The organism is Pseudomonas sp. KH_024_B2, assembly GCF_057839965.1.
Genome location: NZ_CM174502.1, coordinates 5,307,742 through 5,325,879 on the forward strand (window position 1 = coordinate 5,307,742; position 18,138 = coordinate 5,325,879).

At 59.0% G+C, this 18,138-nt stretch carries 13 protein-coding genes and 1 tRNA gene; all 14 read left to right on the forward strand.

The window, feature by feature from the left end; genetic code table 11:
- Positions 1-42: 42 nt before the first annotated feature.
- Positions 43-1,893 carry an RNA polymerase sigma factor RpoD gene (gene rpoD / locus AC3I0A_RS24740; RefSeq protein ID WP_489375144.1) on the forward strand — a complete coding sequence of 617 codons (1,851 nt, stop codon included), beginning with the start codon at positions 43-45 and terminating at the stop codon, positions 1,891-1,893.
- A 121-nt stretch (positions 1,894-2,014) separates the two neighbouring features.
- Positions 2,015-5,758, forward strand: coding sequence for an EAL domain-containing protein (locus AC3I0A_RS24745; RefSeq protein ID WP_489375145.1), 3,744 nt, complete (start codon positions 2,015-2,017; stop codon positions 5,756-5,758).
- Between the two features lie 15 nt (positions 5,759-5,773).
- Positions 5,774-5,850, forward strand: a tRNA-Ile gene (locus AC3I0A_RS24750).
- Positions 5,851-6,074: 224 nt separating this feature from the next.
- Positions 6,075-6,872 (forward strand): lipopolysaccharide biosynthesis protein, encoded by a 798-nt coding sequence (locus AC3I0A_RS24755; protein ID WP_489375146.1) that lies wholly within the window; start codon positions 6,075-6,077, stop codon positions 6,870-6,872.
- A gap of 95 nt (positions 6,873-6,967) precedes the next feature.
- Positions 6,968-7,429, forward strand: coding sequence for an Lrp/AsnC family transcriptional regulator (locus tag AC3I0A_RS24760; protein ID WP_027926714.1), 462 nt, complete (start codon positions 6,968-6,970; stop codon positions 7,427-7,429).
- Between the two features lie 198 nt (positions 7,430-7,627).
- On the forward strand, positions 7,628-9,325 hold the full coding sequence (locus AC3I0A_RS24765) for a flavin monoamine oxidase family protein (protein ID WP_489375147.1): 1,698 nt from the start codon (positions 7,628-7,630) through the stop codon (positions 9,323-9,325).
- A gap of 12 nt (positions 9,326-9,337) precedes the next feature.
- Entirely contained in the window at positions 9,338-10,132 is a 795-nt protein-coding gene (locus tag AC3I0A_RS24770; RefSeq protein ID WP_489375148.1) for a carbon-nitrogen hydrolase family protein, read from the forward strand.
- 48 nt (positions 10,133-10,180) lie between these two features.
- Positions 10,181-12,646, forward strand: coding sequence for a pyrroloquinoline quinone biosynthesis protein PqqF (gene pqqF, locus AC3I0A_RS24775; RefSeq protein ID WP_489375149.1), 2,466 nt, complete (start codon positions 10,181-10,183; stop codon positions 12,644-12,646).
- Between the two features lie 156 nt (positions 12,647-12,802).
- The gene (gene pqqA / locus AC3I0A_RS24780; RefSeq protein ID WP_003194766.1) at positions 12,803-12,877 is read left to right on the forward strand and encodes a pyrroloquinoline quinone precursor peptide PqqA; all 75 of its coding nucleotides are present in this window, start codon (positions 12,803-12,805) and stop codon (positions 12,875-12,877) included.
- An 85-nt stretch (positions 12,878-12,962) separates the two neighbouring features.
- The gene (gene pqqB, locus AC3I0A_RS24785; protein ID WP_489375150.1) at positions 12,963-13,874 is read left to right on the forward strand and encodes a pyrroloquinoline quinone biosynthesis protein PqqB; all 912 of its coding nucleotides are present in this window, start codon (positions 12,963-12,965) and stop codon (positions 13,872-13,874) included.
- A gap of 133 nt (positions 13,875-14,007) precedes the next feature.
- Positions 14,008-14,760, forward strand: coding sequence for a pyrroloquinoline-quinone synthase PqqC (gene pqqC / locus AC3I0A_RS24790; RefSeq protein ID WP_489375151.1), 753 nt, complete (start codon positions 14,008-14,010; stop codon positions 14,758-14,760).
- Positions 14,757-15,032 (forward strand): pyrroloquinoline quinone biosynthesis peptide chaperone PqqD, encoded by a 276-nt coding sequence (pqqD, locus tag AC3I0A_RS24795; protein ID WP_489375152.1) that lies wholly within the window; start codon positions 14,757-14,759, stop codon positions 15,030-15,032. The genes pqqC and pqqD overlap by 4 nt, the downstream gene beginning before the upstream one ends.
- Complete coding sequence (gene pqqE, locus AC3I0A_RS24800; protein WP_489375153.1) at positions 15,004-16,176, forward strand: pyrroloquinoline quinone biosynthesis protein PqqE; 1,173 nt, start codon at positions 15,004-15,006, stop codon at positions 16,174-16,176. Before pqqD ends, pqqE begins: the two co-directional genes overlap by 29 nt.
- Positions 16,142-17,974, forward strand: coding sequence for an alpha/beta hydrolase family protein (locus AC3I0A_RS24805; protein WP_489375154.1), 1,833 nt, complete (start codon positions 16,142-16,144; stop codon positions 17,972-17,974). The genes pqqE and AC3I0A_RS24805 overlap by 35 nt, the downstream gene beginning before the upstream one ends.
- Positions 17,975-18,138 lie beyond the last annotated feature (164 nt).

Here is an 18,138-nt window from a genome sequence, read left to right on the forward strand (position 1 = left end):
GCTTGTTTTTTGCCCGCCAAGACCTTCAGTGGATAGGGTGTTATGTCCGGAAAAGCGCAACAGCAGTCTCGTATCAAAGAGTTGATCGTTCTTGGTCGTGAGCAGGGCTACCTGACTTACGCGGAGGTCAACGACCACCTGCCGGAGGATATTTCAGATCCGGAACAGGTGGAAGACATCATCCGCATGATTAATGACATGGGGATCAACGTATTCGAGGTTGCGCCAGATAAGGATTCCCTTATGCTGGCCGACGCCGACACCGACGAGGCCGCCGCGGAAGAAGCAGCGGCTGCGTTGGCAGCGGTCGAGACCGACATTGGTCGCACCACTGACCCAGTGCGCATGTACATGCGTGAAATGGGCACGGTAGAACTCCTCACACGTGAAGGCGAAATTGAAATCGCCAAGCGTATTGAAGAGGGCATCCGTGAAGTGATGGGCGCAATTGCGCACTTCCCTGGCACGGTTGACCACATTCTCTCCGAGTACACTCGCGTCACCACCGAAGGTGGCCGCCTGTCCGACGTCCTGAGCGGTTATATCGACCCGGACGACGGTATTGCGCCGCCTGCAGCCGAAGTTCCGCCGCCTGTCGATCCGAAAACCGCGAAAGCGGATGACGAAACCGACGACGACGAAGCCGAAGCCAGCTCTGACGACGAGGAAGAAGTCGAAAGCGGTCCTGATCCGATCATCGCTGCACAGCGCTTCGGTGCCGTGTCTGACCAGATGGAAGTCACTCGCAAGGCGCTGAAGAAGCACGGTCGTGGCAACAAGCTGGCAATCGCCGAACTGGTGCTCCTGGCTGAGCTGTTCATGCCGATCAAACTGGTTCCGAAGCAATTCGAAGGCCTGGTTGAGCGTGTGCGTAGTGCTCTGGATCGCCTGCGTCAGCAAGAGCGCGCGATCATGCAGCTCTGCGTTCGTGACGCACGCATGCCGCGTGCCGATTTCCTGCGCCAGTTCCCGGGCAATGAAGTCGACGAAAGCTGGAGCGATGCACTGGCCAAAGGTAAAAGCAAATACGCTGAAGCCATTGGTCGCCTGCAACCGGACATCGTTCGTTGCCAGCAGAAGCTGACTGCATTGCAGACCGAGACCGGTCTGACGATTGCCGAGATCAAGGACATCAACCGTCGCATGTCGATCGGTGAGGCCAAGGCCCGCCGCGCGAAGAAAGAGATGGTTGAAGCGAACTTGCGTCTGGTGATCTCCATCGCCAAGAAGTACACCAACCGCGGCCTGCAATTCCTCGACTTGATCCAGGAAGGCAACATCGGCTTGATGAAAGCGGTGGACAAGTTCGAATACCGTCGCGGCTACAAGTTCTCGACTTATGCCACCTGGTGGATCCGTCAGGCGATCACTCGCTCGATTGCCGACCAGGCCCGCACCATCCGTATTCCGGTGCACATGATCGAGACAATCAACAAGCTCAACCGTATTTCCCGGCAGATGCTGCAGGAAATGGGTCGCGAACCGACCCCGGAAGAGCTGGGCGAACGCATGGAAATGCCTGAGGACAAAATCCGCAAGGTATTGAAGATCGCTAAAGAGCCGATCTCCATGGAAACCCCGATCGGTGATGACGAAGACTCCCATCTGGGTGACTTCATCGAAGACTCGACCATGCAGTCGCCAATCGATGTCGCCACTGTTGAGAGCCTTAAAGAAGCGACTCGCGAAGTACTGTCAGGCCTCACCGCGCGTGAAGCCAAGGTTCTACGCATGCGCTTCGGCATCGACATGAATACCGACCATACCCTTGAGGAAGTCGGTAAACAGTTCGACGTTACCCGCGAACGGATTCGTCAGATTGAAGCCAAGGCGTTGCGCAAGCTGCGCCACCCGACGAGAAGCGAGCATTTGCGCTCCTTCCTCGACGAGTGATCACAAAACCCCCAGCCCGGCTGGGGGTTTTGCTTTCTGCAGATTAAATCCCCCGCGCTCCACCCCCACCGAATTGCCCGTCTACACTCGAAACAGTCCCCCGAACCATAACGAGACCGTTATGCCCAGAATGCCGGCTGTGCTCTTGCTGTGGCTGCTGACCTGGACCGCAACGGCTGGAGCGCTGACTCTCACCGACGAAGAACGTAGCTGGCTTGCGGCCCACCCGGAGTTGCGCCTGGGTGTCGATGCGTCCTGGCCGCCTTTCGAGTATCGCGATGAACAAGGTCGCTACCAAGGCCTGGCGGCGGACTACATCCGGCTGATCCAGTCACGTCTGAGCATCAAGGTCACACCCGTTGAGCCAGTCAGCTGGACTGTGGTGCTGGAACAAGCCAAACAAGGCAAGCTCGACCTCTTGCCGGGTATCATGTCGACGCCCGAGCGCCAGACCTATCTGTCCTTCACCCGCCCCTACCTGGACTTCCCCATCGTAATTCTTGCCCACGAAGGCGGGAAACAACCGCACAATCTGCAAGACTTGTACGGTCTGAAAATTGCCGTGGTGGAGAACTACGCACCCCATGAACTATTGCGTACGCAGCATCCCGACCTGAACCTGGTCGCTTTGCCAAATGTCAGTTCCGCGCTGCAGGCATTGGCTACCGACCAGGTGGATGCAGTGGTGGGAGATCTCGCCTCGAGCGTCTGGAGTCTGCGGCAGCTGAAACTCGATGGGCTCTACGTCAGCGGCGAAACGCCCTATCGCTACCAACTGGCGATGGGAGTACCGCAATCGAACAAAATCCTGGTCGGCATCCTCGATAAAGTTCTGGCAGATATAAGCCCTGAGGAAATCAGCGCCATTCAGGAACACTGGGTGGGAAATGTCCTCGACCACCGCACCTTCTGGTACGACCTCTTGCTCTACGGCCTGCCCGGCATCCTGCTGCTGTTCGCTGTGTTGGCGGCAGTGATCCGCATCAATCGCCGGCTAAGTTCGGAAATCTCCCGCAGGGTCGCGCTGGAACAAGAATTGCGCAGCAGCGAATACCATTACCGCGGACTGGTAGAAAGCCTTTCAGCGATTGCCTGGGAAGCGCACATAAGCGACTTCACGTATAGCTACGTGTCACCCCATGCCGAGGCCCTGCTTGGCTACCCCTTGTCTCATTGGCTGATTCCTGGATTCTGGCGCAATATCATTCATCCCGCCGACCTGATTCGCGCCCAAACCTTTTGCGACCAGGAAGTCCTCGCCAGCCGCGATCACAGCCTCGACTACCGCGTCATCACCGCCGACGGCCGCTGCCTGTGGGTTCGCGATATCGTCAGCCTGATTGAGCACGGCCACGAGCCAGTCTTGCGCGGCTTGATGATCGATATCAGTGAAGCCAAGAGAACCGAAGAAGCCTTGCGCCTGTCCGAGCAGAAATTCGCCTCGGTATTCCAGCAATGTCCGGACATTCTGGTCATCGCGCGGCTGTCCGACGGCTGCTTGTTGGAGGTCAATGAAGCCTTTGAGGAGCAAATCGGCCTGAGCGCTGAGGAAGTCATCGGCCAGACCGCTACCGAGCTGAATATCTGGGGATTACCGGGCGTCGGTCCCGGCCTTTTGCAGCGCTTGCAGGCTGGCAGCATCCGCAATCTGGAAATGCCCTTTCGACGCAGCAACGGGCAGGTATTCACCGGCCTGATCTCTGCCGAACCATTCGATCTCGACACCACCCACGCGCTGGTGGTGGTGGTGCGCGATATCAGCCAACTCAAGGAAACCCAGCAACAACTGCAAACTTCCGAAGAGAAATTCGCCAAAGCCTTCCACGCCTCACCCGACGGTCTGCTGCTGAGCCGCCAGCGCGATGGCCTGCTGATTGAGGTCAATGAAGGTTTCAGCCGCATCACCGGGTTCAATAGCGCGATGTCTCTGGACCGATCCACGCTGGAGTTGGGTATCTGGGTCAACCTGAACGAACGCAAAAAGATGCTCGACCTGCTGCAGCGCGACGGTTTTGTCCGCGACTTCAGTTGCCACATCCGCCGTAACGACGGGCAAATCCGCCTGTGCGAGCTTTCCAGTCGCCCGCTGCCCATTGGTGACGAAGACTGCATGCTGACCATCGCCAGGGACATCACCGAGCGCCATCTGATGCAGGAAAAACTGCAACAGGCGGCCACCGTGTTCGAGAGCACCGCCGAAGGGGTTCTGATCACCGACACTCAACAGCACATCAGTGCGGTCAACCGGGCCTTCACGGAGATCACCGGCTACAGCGAAACCGAAGCCCTGGGCCATACCCCCAGGCTGCTTGCCTCAGGTTTGCATGACAGCGCCTTCTACGCGGCCATGTGGCATCAACTGACCGCCGAAGGTCATTGGCAAGGCGAGATATCCAATCGACGCAAAAACGGTGAGCTGTACCCTAGCTGGCTGACCATCAGCGCCGTGCGTAACCAGGACAAATTCATCACCCACTTTGTTGCGGTTTTCGCGGATATCTCCAGCTTGAAACACGCTCAGGCACGCCTCGACTACCAGGCCCACCATGACCCGCTGACCGGCCTGCCCAACCGTACCTTGTTCGAGAGTCGGTTGCTGACAGCGCTAAACAATCAGCAAGAGAACGGCGGTCAAGGCGCCGTACTGTTTCTCGATCTGGACCGTTTCAAACATATCAATGACAGCCTTGGCCACCCGGTCGGCGATCTGCTGCTCAAGGGCATTGCCGTGCGCTTGAAAGAGCAACTGCGTGACATCGACACCGTGGCCCGCCTGGGCGGTGATGAATTCATCATCCTGCTTCCCGGCCTGCAGCAAGCCAGCGACGCAGAAAACATCGCCACCAAGCTGCTCAATTGCTTTGGAGCGCCCTTCCAGGCCGACGAGCATGAGTTCTTCATCAGCGCCAGCATCGGCACCAGCCTCTACCCCAAGGACGGCTGCGACGTCGCCACGCTGGTCAAAAACGCCGACGCGGCCATGTACCGCTCCAAAGCCAAGGGCCGCAACCGGGTCGAAAGCTACACACGCGACCTCACGGCTCAGGCCAGCGAACGGATAGCGCTGGAACATGAACTGCGCCGCGCCATCGAGCGTAATGAGCTATGCCTCTATTACCAGCCAAAAATCAGCCTGAAAGATCGACATATCGTCGGTGCTGAAGCCCTGATTCGCTGGCGCCATCCAACCTTCGGCGACGTGCCCCCCGAGCACTTCATCCCTTTGGCCGAAGAAAACGGCATGATTCTGCAAATTGGTGATTGGGTACTGGAGCAGGCCTGCCAGCAGATGTACGAGTGGAACAGGCTCTATGACGGCTTCGGCCCGCTATCGGTCAATCTGGCCGGGGCTCAACTGCGTCAACCGAACCTGCTCGGCCGGATCGAACAGTTGCTCAGAGACAACCACCTCAAGCCCGGCCTCCTGCAACTGGAAATCACCGAAAACTTCATCATGAGCCAGGCCGAAGAGGCCCTTGAAGTCCTGCACCAGCTCAAACGTCTGGGCGTGCAACTGGCTATCGACGACTTCGGTACCGGCTACTCCTCCCTGAGCTACCTCAAGCGACTGCCGCTGGACTTCCTGAAGATTGACCAGTCCTTCGTCCGTGGCCTGCCTGACGACCCCCACGATGCAGCCATCGTCCGTGCCATCATCGCACTGGGCCGCAGCATGCAATTCACCATCATCGCCGAGGGCGTCGAAACCCAGGCACAGCTGGAATTCCTGGCCACAGAAGGCTGCGAAGAGATCCAGGGCTATATCGTCAGCCTCCCTCTTCCGGCCGATGAATTCGCCGCAAGCTTTCTTCGTATAAACCTTTCGGATTTTTCGGATAGCACAGCCGAGAAACCATCGCTATAATCCGCGACCTACTGAGGGCCTATAGCTCAGTTGGTTAGAGCAGGGGACTCATAATCCCTTGGTCGCAGGTTCGAGTCCTGCTGGGCCCACCATACTCAAAGCCGCGCACTGCGCGGCTTTCGTGTATTTAACAGTTATGTTTTTGCTGAACGGGGCCCCTTCACTGAAGTGCCGGGGCCAGATGGTAACCCTTGCGGAAGAAGGCCCTACCGAAACGTTCGCATCCACCGCCACGGCGCAGTTGGCAGGAAAAATAAAACCAATCACAATGTAACTCAGCATCGCGGTACCGTGCCGCAGGATGAGGAATATCAGCATGGAAGTCGTGCAACAAAAAAACACTCACCTCCCTGGTTTTTCCGCACTTGAGTTTGACGAGTGCAAAAACATAGCAAGTGGGGCGGTTTTTATTATTGCCTCTGGTAGTTCTGCAAAGGACTTCCCGATCGAAGACTTCTCTGCGTTCCCCATGATTACGATGAACGGTGCCATTTCAATGTTCGTCGGCACACAGATAAAACCCTTCTTTTACGCCTGTACCGACAACAGTTTTTCCATACAGCAACCTGAGCTGTTTTCGTACGCAATGGAAGTTAGTCAACGAGTTGCTTTATGGGAAGATCATCTCTGGAGTGCACATACCAAACCCGCAGGCGACGTTTATTTGCTTCGTAAGCCGCCGAAATCAAAGTGGACTGACAGCTTTTTTGGAAAAAACAGCGACCTGGTACGAAGCCGCGCTGCATGGAGTGGTCGGAGCAAATCCATCGGCTTTAGCAAAAATCTAAAGTACGGCTTTTTTGATGCCAGGACTGTCGCTTATCTGGCATTGCAAATCGCCTATCATTCGGGCTTTAGTAAAGTGTTTCTGGTGGGGTTTGATTTGAATCAAAACGTCGGGCGATTTTATGAGAATGAAACGTCTATCGCATCACCCTGTGGACTTGATCAGCATTACCACTCAAGAATACTTCCCTCACTAAAACTCATGTCAGAAAAAGTAGTCGATCACCAATTCGCCGTTTACAACCTCTCTTCGGCCTCAAGAGTTCCGACCAGCATTATTCCATTCAAAAGCCTCGCTGAAGTTCACTCGATGATTTCGCCCCAATAGACTCAAGGGTTTATAGCGGCACAAAAGCAAACGCCCCTTCGAGCATCGGCACCTGTAACATGCTCGCCCACCGATATATGCCGCCGGAGAAGACCTTGCCTGACACCCGCCCTCCTGTTCTCGACGAAATCGACCGCCAATTGATCGCGGCACTTCAAATCAATGCCCGTGAAAGCGTCGCCATGCTCGCCCGACAGTTGGGCATCGCCCGCACCACCGTTACCTCACGGCTGGCGCGGCTGGAGAAGACTCGGGTGATTACCGGATACGGCGTGCGTCTCGGCCAGCGGGTGGTCGATGGCGGATTGCAGGCGTACGTCGGAATCACCGTGCAACCCCGCTCCGGCAAGGAAGTGCTGCGCCGCCTCAGCGCCATGGCGCAAGTCCAGCAACTGTGTGCGGTCAGCGGCGAGTTCGATTACGTGGCGTGGCTGCGCACCGACTCACCGGAACAGCTCGACCAGTTGCTCGATCAGATCGGCAGCGTCGATGGAGTGGAGAAAACCACCACCTCGATCATCCTCAGCAGCAAGATCGATCGTGGGCAGCCGGTTTAACGGTTATCCCGGCGACCGACGATCCCCGTTTGATCATTTAGCTCAACGCCTTCGTCAGATTGCTTGAAAAGCATTCATATCGACGACACTTTGCGTCTTATTAACGTGCTCTACACTCCCTAGAATGGCGGCAGTCTTTTTCTACTTCCAAACTCCGCAACGGTCACCGCACCGCGCGAGTCGCCAGCAAGGTCAGCCATGAACAAAAATAATCGCCATCCTGCAGACGGTAAAAAGCCGGTCACTATTTTCGGCCCGGACTTCCCTTTCGCCTTCGACGACTGGATCGAGCACCCGGCGGGCCTGGGCAGTATTCCTGCGCAAAACCACGGTGCCGAAGTGGCCATCGTCGGTGCCGGCATCGCCGGGCTGGTGGCAGCTTATGAGCTGATGAAGCTGGGTCTGAAACCGGTGGTGTACGAGGCCTCGAAAATGGGCGGTCGTTTGCGCTCCCAGGCCTTCGAAGGCGCCGAAGGGATCATCGCCGAGTTGGGCGGTATGCGTTTCCCGGTGTCGTCCACCGCGTTTTACCACTATGTCGACAAGCTCGGTCTGGAGACCAAACCGTTCCCCAACCCGCTGACGCCCGCATCGGGCAGCACGGTGATCGACCTCGAAGGCCAGACCCATTACGCACAGAAACTTGCCGACCTGCCCGCGCTGTTCCAGGAAGTCGCTGACGCCTGGGCTGACGCGCTGGAAGACGGTTCGCGCTTCGGCGAGATCCAGCAAGCGATCCGCGACCGCGATGTGCCTCGTCTCAAAGAGCTGTGGAACACCCTTGTCCCGCTGTGGGATGACCGCACCTTCTACGACTTCGTCGCGACCTCGAAAGCCTTCGCCAAATTGTCCTTCCATCACCGCGAAGTGTTCGGTCAGGTTGGCTTCGGCACTGGCGGCTGGGACTCGGACTTCCCCAACTCGATGCTGGAAATCTTCCGCGTCGTCATGACCAACTGCGATGACCACCAGCACCTGGTCGTCGGCGGTGTCGAGCAAGTGCCGCTGGGCATCTGGCGCCACGTACCCGAGCGTTGCGCCCATTGGCCGGAAGGCACCAGTCTGAGCTCGCTGCACAGCGGCGCACCACGTACCGGGGTGAAACGCATTGCCCACGCGCCAGACGGCCGTTTTGCCGTCACCGACAATTGGGGCGATACCCGGGAATACGCGGCAGTGCTGACCACTTGCCAGAGCTGGTTGCTGACCACCCAGATCGAATGCGACGAAACCTTGTTCTCGCAGAAGATGTGGATGGCCCTGGACCGCACCCGTTACATGCAGTCGTCGAAAACCTTCGTCATGGTCGACCGGCCATTCTGGAAGGACAAGGACCCGCAAACCGGTCGCGACCTGATGAGCATGACCCTCACCGATCGCCTGACCCGCGGCACCTACCTGTTCGACAACGGCAAGTTTGATAACGGCGACGACAAGCCCGGCGTCATTTGCCTGTCCTATTCGTGGATGAGCGACGCGCTGAAAATGCTTCCGCAACCGGTGGAAAAACGCGTGAAACTGGCGCTGGATGCGCTGAAGAAGATCTACCCGAAAGTCGACATCGCCGCGCGCATCATCGGCGATCCGATCACTGTGTCGTGGGAAGCCGATCCGCATTTCCTCGGCGCCTTCAAGGGTGCACTGCCGGGTCACTATCGCTACAACCAGCGTATGTACGCGCACTTCATGCAGCAAGACATGCCCGCCGAGCAGCGTGGGATCTTTATCGCCGGCGACGATGTGTCATGGACCCCGGCCTGGGTTGAAGGCGCGGTACAGACTTCGCTGAATGCCGTGTGGGGCATCATGAAACACTTCGGTGGCGAAACTCATGCGCAGAACCCCGGCCCAGGTGATGTGTTCCATGAAATCGGGCCGATTGCCCTGCCCGAGTGACAGGAGTTCGATATGCGAGTAGCCCTTTACCAATGCCCGCCGCTGCCACTGGACGTCGCGGGCAATCTGCAGCGCCTGCGAAAACTGGCAACGGAAGCCGGAGACGCGGATCTGCTGGTGCTGCCGGAGATGTTCCTGACCGGTTACAACATCGGCGTCGAGGCGGTCGGCGCATTGGCCGAGGCGCGGGACGGCGAGTCGGCGCAACACATTGCGAGCATCGCCAAGGCCTCGGGCGTCGCCATACTTTATGGCTACCCGGAGCGGGCGGATGACGGGCAGCTTTACAACGCCGTGCAGCTGATCGACGCCAAGGGTGAAAGCCTGTGCAACTACCGCAAGACTCACTTGTTCGGCGAGCTCGATCACTCGATGTTCAGCGTCGGCCCGGATGAATTTCCACTGGTGGAATTGAACGGCTGGAAGCTCGGCTTTTTGATTTGCTACGACCTCGAATTCCCGGAAAACGCCCGGCGTCTGGCGTTGGCCGGTGCCGAGCTGATTCTGGTGCCGACGGCGAACATGGTGCCGTATGACTTTATCGCCGAGGTCACCGTGCGCGCCCGCGCCTTCGAAAACCAGTGTTATGTGGCCTACGCCAACTACTGCGGCCATGAAGGTGACATTCATTACTGCGGCCAAAGCAGCATCGCCGCCCCGGACGGCAGCCGCATCGCCCAGGCAGGTCTGGATGAGGCGCTGATCGTTGGGACGCTGGATCGGCAGTTGATGCTCGATTCCCGCGCCGCCAATCGCTACTTCCTTGATCGCCGACCCGAGCTTTATGGTGACCTGAACAAGCGCTGATCTGTGGTTATCCGCTAGCATAAGCGCTTCTCTGTTCTGGAAGTGCTCATGCCCGCGCTGAACCACCCCCATCATCACACTGAAACCCTGGCCAACGGGCTGCGGATTTCACTGCGTCATGCGCCACGCTTGAAGCGCTGCGCGGCGGCTTTACGAGTTGCCGCTGGCAGCCATGACGTACCGCTCGCCTGGCCTGGGCTGGCGCACTTCCTCGAACATCTATTCTTTCTTGGTACCGAACGCTTTCCTGCAGATCAAGGGTTGATGGCCTACGTGCAAGGTCACGGTGGGCAAGTCAATGCACGGACCAACGAGCGCACCACGGACTTCGTCTTCGAACTGCCACCACCAGCCTTTGAGGGCGGGCTCGAGCGTTTGGGTGACATGCTTGCCCATCCGCGCCTGTGCCAGGCCGATCAACTGCGCGAGCGGGAAGTGCTGCACGCCGAATTTATCGCCTGGTCTCAGGATGTGTCGGCGCAACACCAATTCAGGCTGTTCGACGGCCTTTCGGCGGCGCATCCGTTGCGGGCCTTTCATGCCGGGAATCGCTACAGCCTGCCGGTGCCGCAACCGGCGTTCCAGCAGGCCTTGAGCGAGTTCTATCAGCGCTTCTATCAGACCGGGCAAATGACCTTGAGCCTGGCCGGGCCACAGTCTGTTGCCGAGTTGAAGGCCCTGGCGCAAGAATTCAGCGCCGCGTTAACCATCGGCCAACAGGTGAAGCAGAGCGCGCCGCCGACATTGATGGCGAGCGCCGACAACCGTTATCAACAGGCTGGCGAGCGCCGTCTGAACCTGCTGTTTGCCTGTGAGCAGTTGCCCGACGCATCAGCAGCGGCACTGGACTTTCTGTGCACCTGGCTAAGCTCTTCAAAGCCCGGCGGCTTGCTCGCCGAGTTACACAGTCGCCAGCTGATCGACACCCTGAAAGCCGCGCCGCTGTACCAGTTCGCCGGGCAAGCAGTGTTGAACATTGAATTCACCCTCAGTGCCAGCGGGTCGAAACAGCACCCCTTGATCAGCGAGCTATTTTTCGACTGGCTCGGCTTTTTCAACGAAAACGCCGACTGGCCGCAATTACGCGAAGAATATGCCTCGCTGCAACAGCGCAAACAGCAGATCAGCAGCGCACTGGAACTGGCCCGACTGGACGCAGAGCAACTGCAGCCGGGTTTGTCCGGACAAGGTGTCGTCGCACTCAAGGCACTCTTGAAGCAGATGCAGCCAACTAAACCAGCAAACACCTGGCAGTTACCGCCGCCCAACCCCTTCCTGTGTCAGAGCCCGTTACCGGCGCAGGCCGGGCTGATCCGCGGACAAACCAGCGCTCACCGCGGCCTGCGGACTTTTGCTCAGGATCGCTTGCGCGGGCGCCGTGACAGTTCGAGCATGCTGTTCGGCAAGGAGCTTGCGGACGATACCGGCGAAGGCGCGGTGTATCTGCGCTGGCGCCTGGACTCTGCGGTGCAGGCCAGCCTTCAGCCGAAACTGGAAAGCAGCCTGAAAAGCTTGCAGGAAGACGCCCGCCAGGCCGGTGTCGATTTTTCCTTTAGCGCACTGGGCGATGAATGGCTGCTGAAGATGATCGGTATTCATGAGCCGATGCCGGCGATTCTCGAACAGGCGTTGCAACGTCTGACAAAGCCCGACGCCGACATCTGGCAAGAACAGGGCGAGCCAACCAGAACCGCCCCACTGATCCCTATTCGACAGTTGCTGAAAGTATTGCCCGAACATTGCCTGGGGTATTCCCGACTACCGGCGCAGCAGCCCGTCAGCGCCACCGACCTGCAACACCTCTGGTCGACCGCTCGCTGGGATGGGCTGGCGCTCGGTCTGCCAGCCAATACACAGACCGCCATTGCCGGCGCACTGAGCCGAATGCCAGGCATCCCCAACAACCAGGCTTCACTGGCGCTATCGATTCGCTCACAGCAGCTGTGGAGCGAGGTGCCGACCGACTCCAGCGAACACGCGCTGCTGCTGTTTTGCCCGACACCCCTCCAGGACATTGCCAACGAAGCCGCCTGGCGGTTGCTCGCGCAGCTTTGCCAGTCGCCGTTCTACCAGCGCCTGCGGGTCGAGTTGCAACTGGGTTATGCGGTATTCAGCGGGGTGCGGCAGATCAATGGGCAAACCGGGCTGCTGTTTGGCGTTCAGTCACCCAACACTTCATTGCGAGACATCCTGGAACACATCGAAGTCTTCCTTCAGCGGATACCTGAACTAATCTTGGGGATCGATGATTCGTCTTTGCTTAACCAGTGCCAGACCCTCGCGGCACAATTCGACAGCAGCGCCCTGCCCGTCGCCCAGGCAGCCGAACTGCTCTGGCAAGGCAAACTGGCCGGCCATCCGTCGGATTACCTGCTTCAGTTGCAACAGGCCGTGCTGCTACTGGACCGCACAGCGTTGCTCGACGCGGCAAGGCGGTTGATTCACGCAGAAGGTGGCCGTAGATGCCTGGCCAGCGGTGCCTGCCCGGATGGCATCTGGCAACCGACTGCCTGATCATTACCGGGGCTGTAATGGGCTTTCTTCGATAGATATCTCCAATTAGCGGAAACGTTTCAGTAACATAGCCCGGCAAGCATCTGAACACCTCCCTCGGGAGGTGGACTATATGTATAGAGTGAATTTTTCTCACCAGCCCGAAGGAACGTTTTTATGACTTGGTCCAAACCTGCTTACACCGACCTGCGTATCGGCTTTGAAGTCACCATGTACTTCGCCAGCCGCTGATTCTGCCTTTGGGTAGAACATGCGGTACAACGCCTCGGCCCGTCCGGGGCGTTTTTATTTTTAGCGTTGAAGTGATGGAGCGGCCATGATTGTCCAGATTCTAGGTTCCGCCGCTGGCGGTGGTTTTCCGCAGTGGAACTGCAACTGCGTGAACTGCGCAGGTTTTCGCGACGGCAGCCTGCGGGCCGAGGCGCGCACCCAGTCGTCCATCGCGATTTCCGATGATGGCGTGAACTGGGTGCTGTGCAATGCCTCGCCGGACATCCGCGCGCAGCTGCAGAACTTCGCCCCGATGCAACCGGGGCGCGCCCTGCGTGATACCGGGATCAGCGCGATCATCCTGATGGACAGCCAGATCGATCACACCACCGGTCTGCTCAGCCTGCGCGAAGGTTGCCCGCATCAAGTCTGGTGCACCGACATGGTCCATGAAGACCTGAGCAGCGGTTTCCCGCTGTTTACCATGCTCACCCACTGGAATGGCGGGTTGAACTGGAACCGCATCGAGCTCGAAGGCGCGTTCACCATCCCCGCCTGCCCGAATCTGCGCTTCACCCCCCTGCCATTGCGCAGTGCCGCGCCGCCCTACTCGCCGCACCGCTTCGACCCGCATCCCGGCGACAACATCGGGCTGATCGTCGAAGACCTGCGCACCGGCGGCAAGCTGTTCTACGCGCCAGGCCTGGGCAAGGTCGATGCACCGCTGCTGGAAATCATGGCCAGCAGTGATTGCCTGCTGGTGGACGGCACGATGTGGGACGACGACGAAATGCAGCGTCGTGGCGTTGGCACCCGTACCGGTCGGGAAATGGGCCATTTGGCACAAAACGGCCCCGGCGGCATGCTGGAAGTACTGGAGCAATTGCCCAAGCAGCGCAAAGTGCTTATCCACATCAACAACACCAACCCGATCCTCGACGAAGACTCGGCCGAACGTGCCGAACTTCTACGACGAAAGGTCGAGGTGGCTTACGACGGAATGAGTATTGAGCTGTAACACAGATCGTCTCACGATCAATCGCGAGCAAGCTCGCTCCTACAGACACCGCAACTCCCTGTGGGAGCGAGCTTGCTCGCGAAGGCGGCCTCACCAGCGACACAAAATTTACGGCTGTTCCCGGAGAGCCCAGATGACTGACACACCACTGTCCCCCACCGAGTTCGAACAGGCGCTACGCGCCAAGGGCGCCTACTACCACATCTATCACCCCTATCATGTGGCGATGTATGAAGGCCGGGCGACTCGCGAGCAGATCCAGGGCTGGGTCGCCAATCGCTTTTACTATCAGGTGAACATCCCGCTCAAGGACGCCGCGATCCTGGCCAACTGCCCGGACCGCGAGGTCCGCCGCGAGTGGATTCAGCGCCTGCTCGACCACGACGGCGCGCCCGGTGAAGACGGCGGCATCGAAGCCTGGTTGCGCCTGGGCCAAGCCGTTGGCCTGGACCCGGATCAACTGCGCTCCCAGGAACTGGTCCTGCCCGGCGTGCGCTTCGCCGTGGACGCCTACGTCAACTTTGCCCGTCGGGCCCGTTGGCAGGAAGCCGCCAGCAGTTCGCTGACTGAACTGTTCGCCCCGCAAATCCACCAGTCACGCCTCGACAGCTGGCCACAGCATTACCCGTGGATCGACCCGGCCGGTTATGAGTACTTCCGCACTCGCCTGGGTCAGGCTCGACGTGATGTGGAGCACGGCATGGCGATCACCTTGCAGCACTACACCACACGGGAAGGCCAGGAGCGCATGCTGGAAATTCTCCAGTTCAAACTGGACATTCTTTGGAGCATGCTCGATGCCATGAGCATGGCCTACGAACTGAACCGCCCGCCGTATCACAGCGTGACCGGGCAGCGGGTCTGGCATAAGGGAATCGCCCTATGAGTTTCGATCGCAGCAAGACCCCGAGCTGGCGGACCGGCTACCGTTACCAGTACGAGCCGGCGCAAAAAGGCCATGTATTGCTGTACCCCGAAGGCATGATCAAACTCAACGAAAGCGCCGCGCTGATTGGCGGTCTGATCGACGGAGAGCGTGACGTCGCAGCAATCATTGCCGAACTGGACGCCAAATTCCCCGGCGTACCCGAGCTCGGTGACGACATCGAGCAATTCATGGAGGTCGCCCGTGCACAGCACTGGATCGAACTTGTCTGAGCAGGCGCAGCCGATACCGCCCAAGCCTGAGATCGGCCTGCCGCTGTGGCTATTGGCCGAACTGACGTACCGCTGCCCGCTGCAATGCCCGTATTGCTCAAACCCGCTGGATTTCGCCGAGCAGGGCAAAGAGCTGAGTACCGAACAGTGGCTCAAGGTGTTCCGCGAAGCCCGGGAAATGGGCGCCGCACAGCTGGGCTTTTCCGGTGGCGAACCGCTGGTGCGTCAGGACCTGGCGGAGCTGATCGGTGAAGCGCGCAAACTCGGCTTCTACACCAACCTGATCACCTCGGGTATCGGCCTGACCGAGCAGAAAATCAGCGACTTCAAGAAAGCCGGGCTGGACCATATCCAGATCAGCTTCCAGGCCAGTGATGAACAGGTGAACAACCTGCTGGCCGGCTCGAAAAAAGCCTTCGCACAGAAGCTCGAAATGGCCCGCGCGGTGAAAGCCCACGGCTATCCGATGGTGCTGAACTTCGTCACCCATCGGCACAATATCGACAAAATCGAGCGCATCATCGAACTGTGCATCGCGCTGGAAGCCGACTTTGTCGAGCTCGCTACCTGCCAGTTCTATGGCTGGGCACAGCTCAACCGTGTCGGCCTGTTACCGACCAAAGAGCAACTGGTTCGTGCCGAGCGCATCACCAACGAATACCGCACAAAACTTGCAGCCGAAGGGCATCCGTGCAAGCTGATTTTCGTCACCCCGGACTACTACGAAGAGCGCCCCAAAGCCTGCATGAACGGCTGGGGCAGCATCTTCCTCACCGTCACCCCGGACGGCACCGCCCTGCCGTGCCACGGCGCGCGGCAGATGCCGGTGCAGTTTCCCAACGTGCGCGATCACAGCATGCAACACATCTGGTACGACTCATTCGGCTTCAACCGCTTTCGCGGCTACGACTGGATGCCTGAGCCGTGCCGCTCCTGCGATGAAAAAGAAAAGGACTTCGGCGGCTGCCGCTGCCAGGCCTTCATGCTCACCGGCGACGCCAGCAACGCCGACCCGGTGTGCAGCAAGTCGGAACATCACGGCGTGATTCTCAAGGCCCGCGAAGAAGCCGAACACGCGACCCAGACCATCGAACAACTGGCCTTTCGCAATGAACGAAACTCACGCCTCATCGTTAAAGGCTGAACCCTTCAGCGCCGCCCAAGCTGTCGCCGCGGGTATCGACTTCGCTGAATTGCGCATCAGCCCGCACGGCGTGTTCTGGAATGAATATCGCCCCGAAGACGCAGCCTGCCGGATCTGGCATTGGCAGGACGGTCAGGCCCGCTGCCTGACGCCGTCGGGGTTCAGCGTGCGCAGTCGGGTTTATGAATATGGCGGCGGTTCGTTCTGCCTGAGCGATGACGGGCTGGTGTTCGTCAACGAAGCGGATCAACAGCTTTATCGGCAATCACTGCAAGGTGAAACGCCCCTGGCATTGACCCTGGGCGAGTGCCGTTACGGCGATCTGCAGTTCGCTGACGGTCAGGTGCTGGCGGTCGAGGAAAACCACAATCAACATCGACTGGTCGCCATCGATGTCGCCAGTGGCCAGCGCCGGTTGCTGGCCGAAGGTGCGGACTTTTATGCCGCGCCGACCCTGAGCCCAAACGGCCAGCGACTGGCGTGGATCGAATGGAGTCGTCCGCATCAGCCGTGGACGTCCACGCGTTTGATGGTGGCCGAGCGTCAGGCCGACAGCAACTGGAGTCAGCCGCGTTGCGTGGCCGGTGATGGCACAGAGGAATCCCTGCAACAGCCACGCTTTGATGAGACGAATCGTCTCTATTGCCTGACCGATCGCGGCGGTTTCTGGCAACCGTGGATTGAATCCGGATCAGATTTGAGTCCGCTACCCAGCGCTGCAGCCGATCACGCACCCGCGCCTTGGCAACTGGGTGGCAGCACATGGCTGCCGCTGGGTGAAGGTGCTTACCTGGCGAGCTGGACCGAGAAGGGTTTTGGCCGGCTCGGACTGCGTCAAGGTGATGGCTCGCTACAGGATTTCACCGGTGACTACAGCCGTTTCCGCAATCTGGCGCTGGATGCTCAGTTTGTTTACTGCATCGTTGCGTCACCGGTCAGCCCGGCAGCAGTAGTTGCCATCCATCGCCAAACCCATGAGGTCAAGGTGCTGGCCGGTGGTGTTGCGCCGTTACCTGCCGAGCAGATCAGCCGCCCGCAAACCCTGCGCTACCCAAGCGGCAAGGGTGAGGCCCACGGCTTTTTCTACCCGGCCATGAACGGCGCGGCTAAACCGCCACTAGTGGTATTTATCCACGGCGGCCCGACCTCCGCCTGCTACCCGATACTCGATCCACGCATCCAGTACTGGGCGCAACGGGGCTTCGCCATAGCCGACCTCAACTATCGCGGCAGCAGCGGCTACGGTCGGACCTATCGACAGGCGTTGCATTTGAGTTGGGGCGAAGTGGATGTCGAAGATGCGTGCTCAGTTGTTGCCTACCTCGCCGGACAAGGGCTGATCGACGGCGAAAATGCGTTCATCCGCGGAGGCAGTGCCGGCGGTTACACCACCTTGTGTGCGCTGGCATTTCAGAATGTATTTCGTGCCGGCGCCAGTCTGTACGGGGTCAGCGACCCGCTCGCCCTGGGCCGTACCACCCACAAGTTCGAGGCCGACTACCTCGACTGGCTGATCGGCGACCCCGAACAGGACGCCGATCGCTACAACGCCCGCACGCCACTGCTGCACGCCAGCAACATCCGAGTGCCGGTGATTTTCTTCCAGGGTGAACTCGACGCAATCGTCGTGCCGCAACAGACCCGCGACATGCTCAAGGCCTTGCAGGACAACGGCATCCCGGCGCAAGCGCATTACTACCCCGACGAACGCCACGGCTTCCGCAAGGCGAGCAATCAGGCCCATGCGCTGGAGCAGGAGTGGTTGTTTTATCGAAGGGTGATGGAGCAGGTGGACTGACGAACGCGATCGGTCAAATCTAGAGTCTTGTGAGCACTTGTGGCGAGGGGGCTTGCCCCAATGCCGGTAAGTTAAGGAGTTTCAGGCTCGCCATATTCCTCGTAGCAGGCTTCGCCAGCTGCTACGGTTCGCGTAACGGCTTAACTGAAAGGCATTAGGGCAAG

Coding starts and splice junctions, on each gene's coding strand:
- rpoD (WP_489375144.1), top strand. CDS start 43: ATGTCCGGAAAAGCGCAACAGCAGTCTCGTATCAAAGAGTTGATCGTT.
- AC3I0A_RS24745 (WP_489375145.1), top strand. CDS start 2,015: ATGCCCAGAATGCCGGCTGTGCTCTTGCTGTGGCTGCTGACCTGGACC.
- AC3I0A_RS24755 (WP_489375146.1), top strand. CDS start 6,075: ATGGAAGTCGTGCAACAAAAAAACACTCACCTCCCTGGTTTTTCCGCA.
- AC3I0A_RS24765 (WP_489375147.1), top strand. CDS start 7,628: ATGAACAAAAATAATCGCCATCCTGCAGACGGTAAAAAGCCGGTCACT.
- AC3I0A_RS24770 (WP_489375148.1), top strand. CDS start 9,338: ATGCGAGTAGCCCTTTACCAATGCCCGCCGCTGCCACTGGACGTCGCG.
- pqqF (WP_489375149.1), top strand. CDS start 10,181: ATGCCCGCGCTGAACCACCCCCATCATCACACTGAAACCCTGGCCAAC.
- pqqB (WP_489375150.1), top strand. CDS start 12,963: ATGATTGTCCAGATTCTAGGTTCCGCCGCTGGCGGTGGTTTTCCGCAG.
- pqqC (WP_489375151.1), top strand. CDS start 14,008: ATGACTGACACACCACTGTCCCCCACCGAGTTCGAACAGGCGCTACGC.
- pqqD (WP_489375152.1), top strand. CDS start 14,757: ATGAGTTTCGATCGCAGCAAGACCCCGAGCTGGCGGACCGGCTACCGT.
- AC3I0A_RS24805 (WP_489375154.1), top strand. CDS start 16,142: ATGAACGAAACTCACGCCTCATCGTTAAAGGCTGAACCCTTCAGCGCC.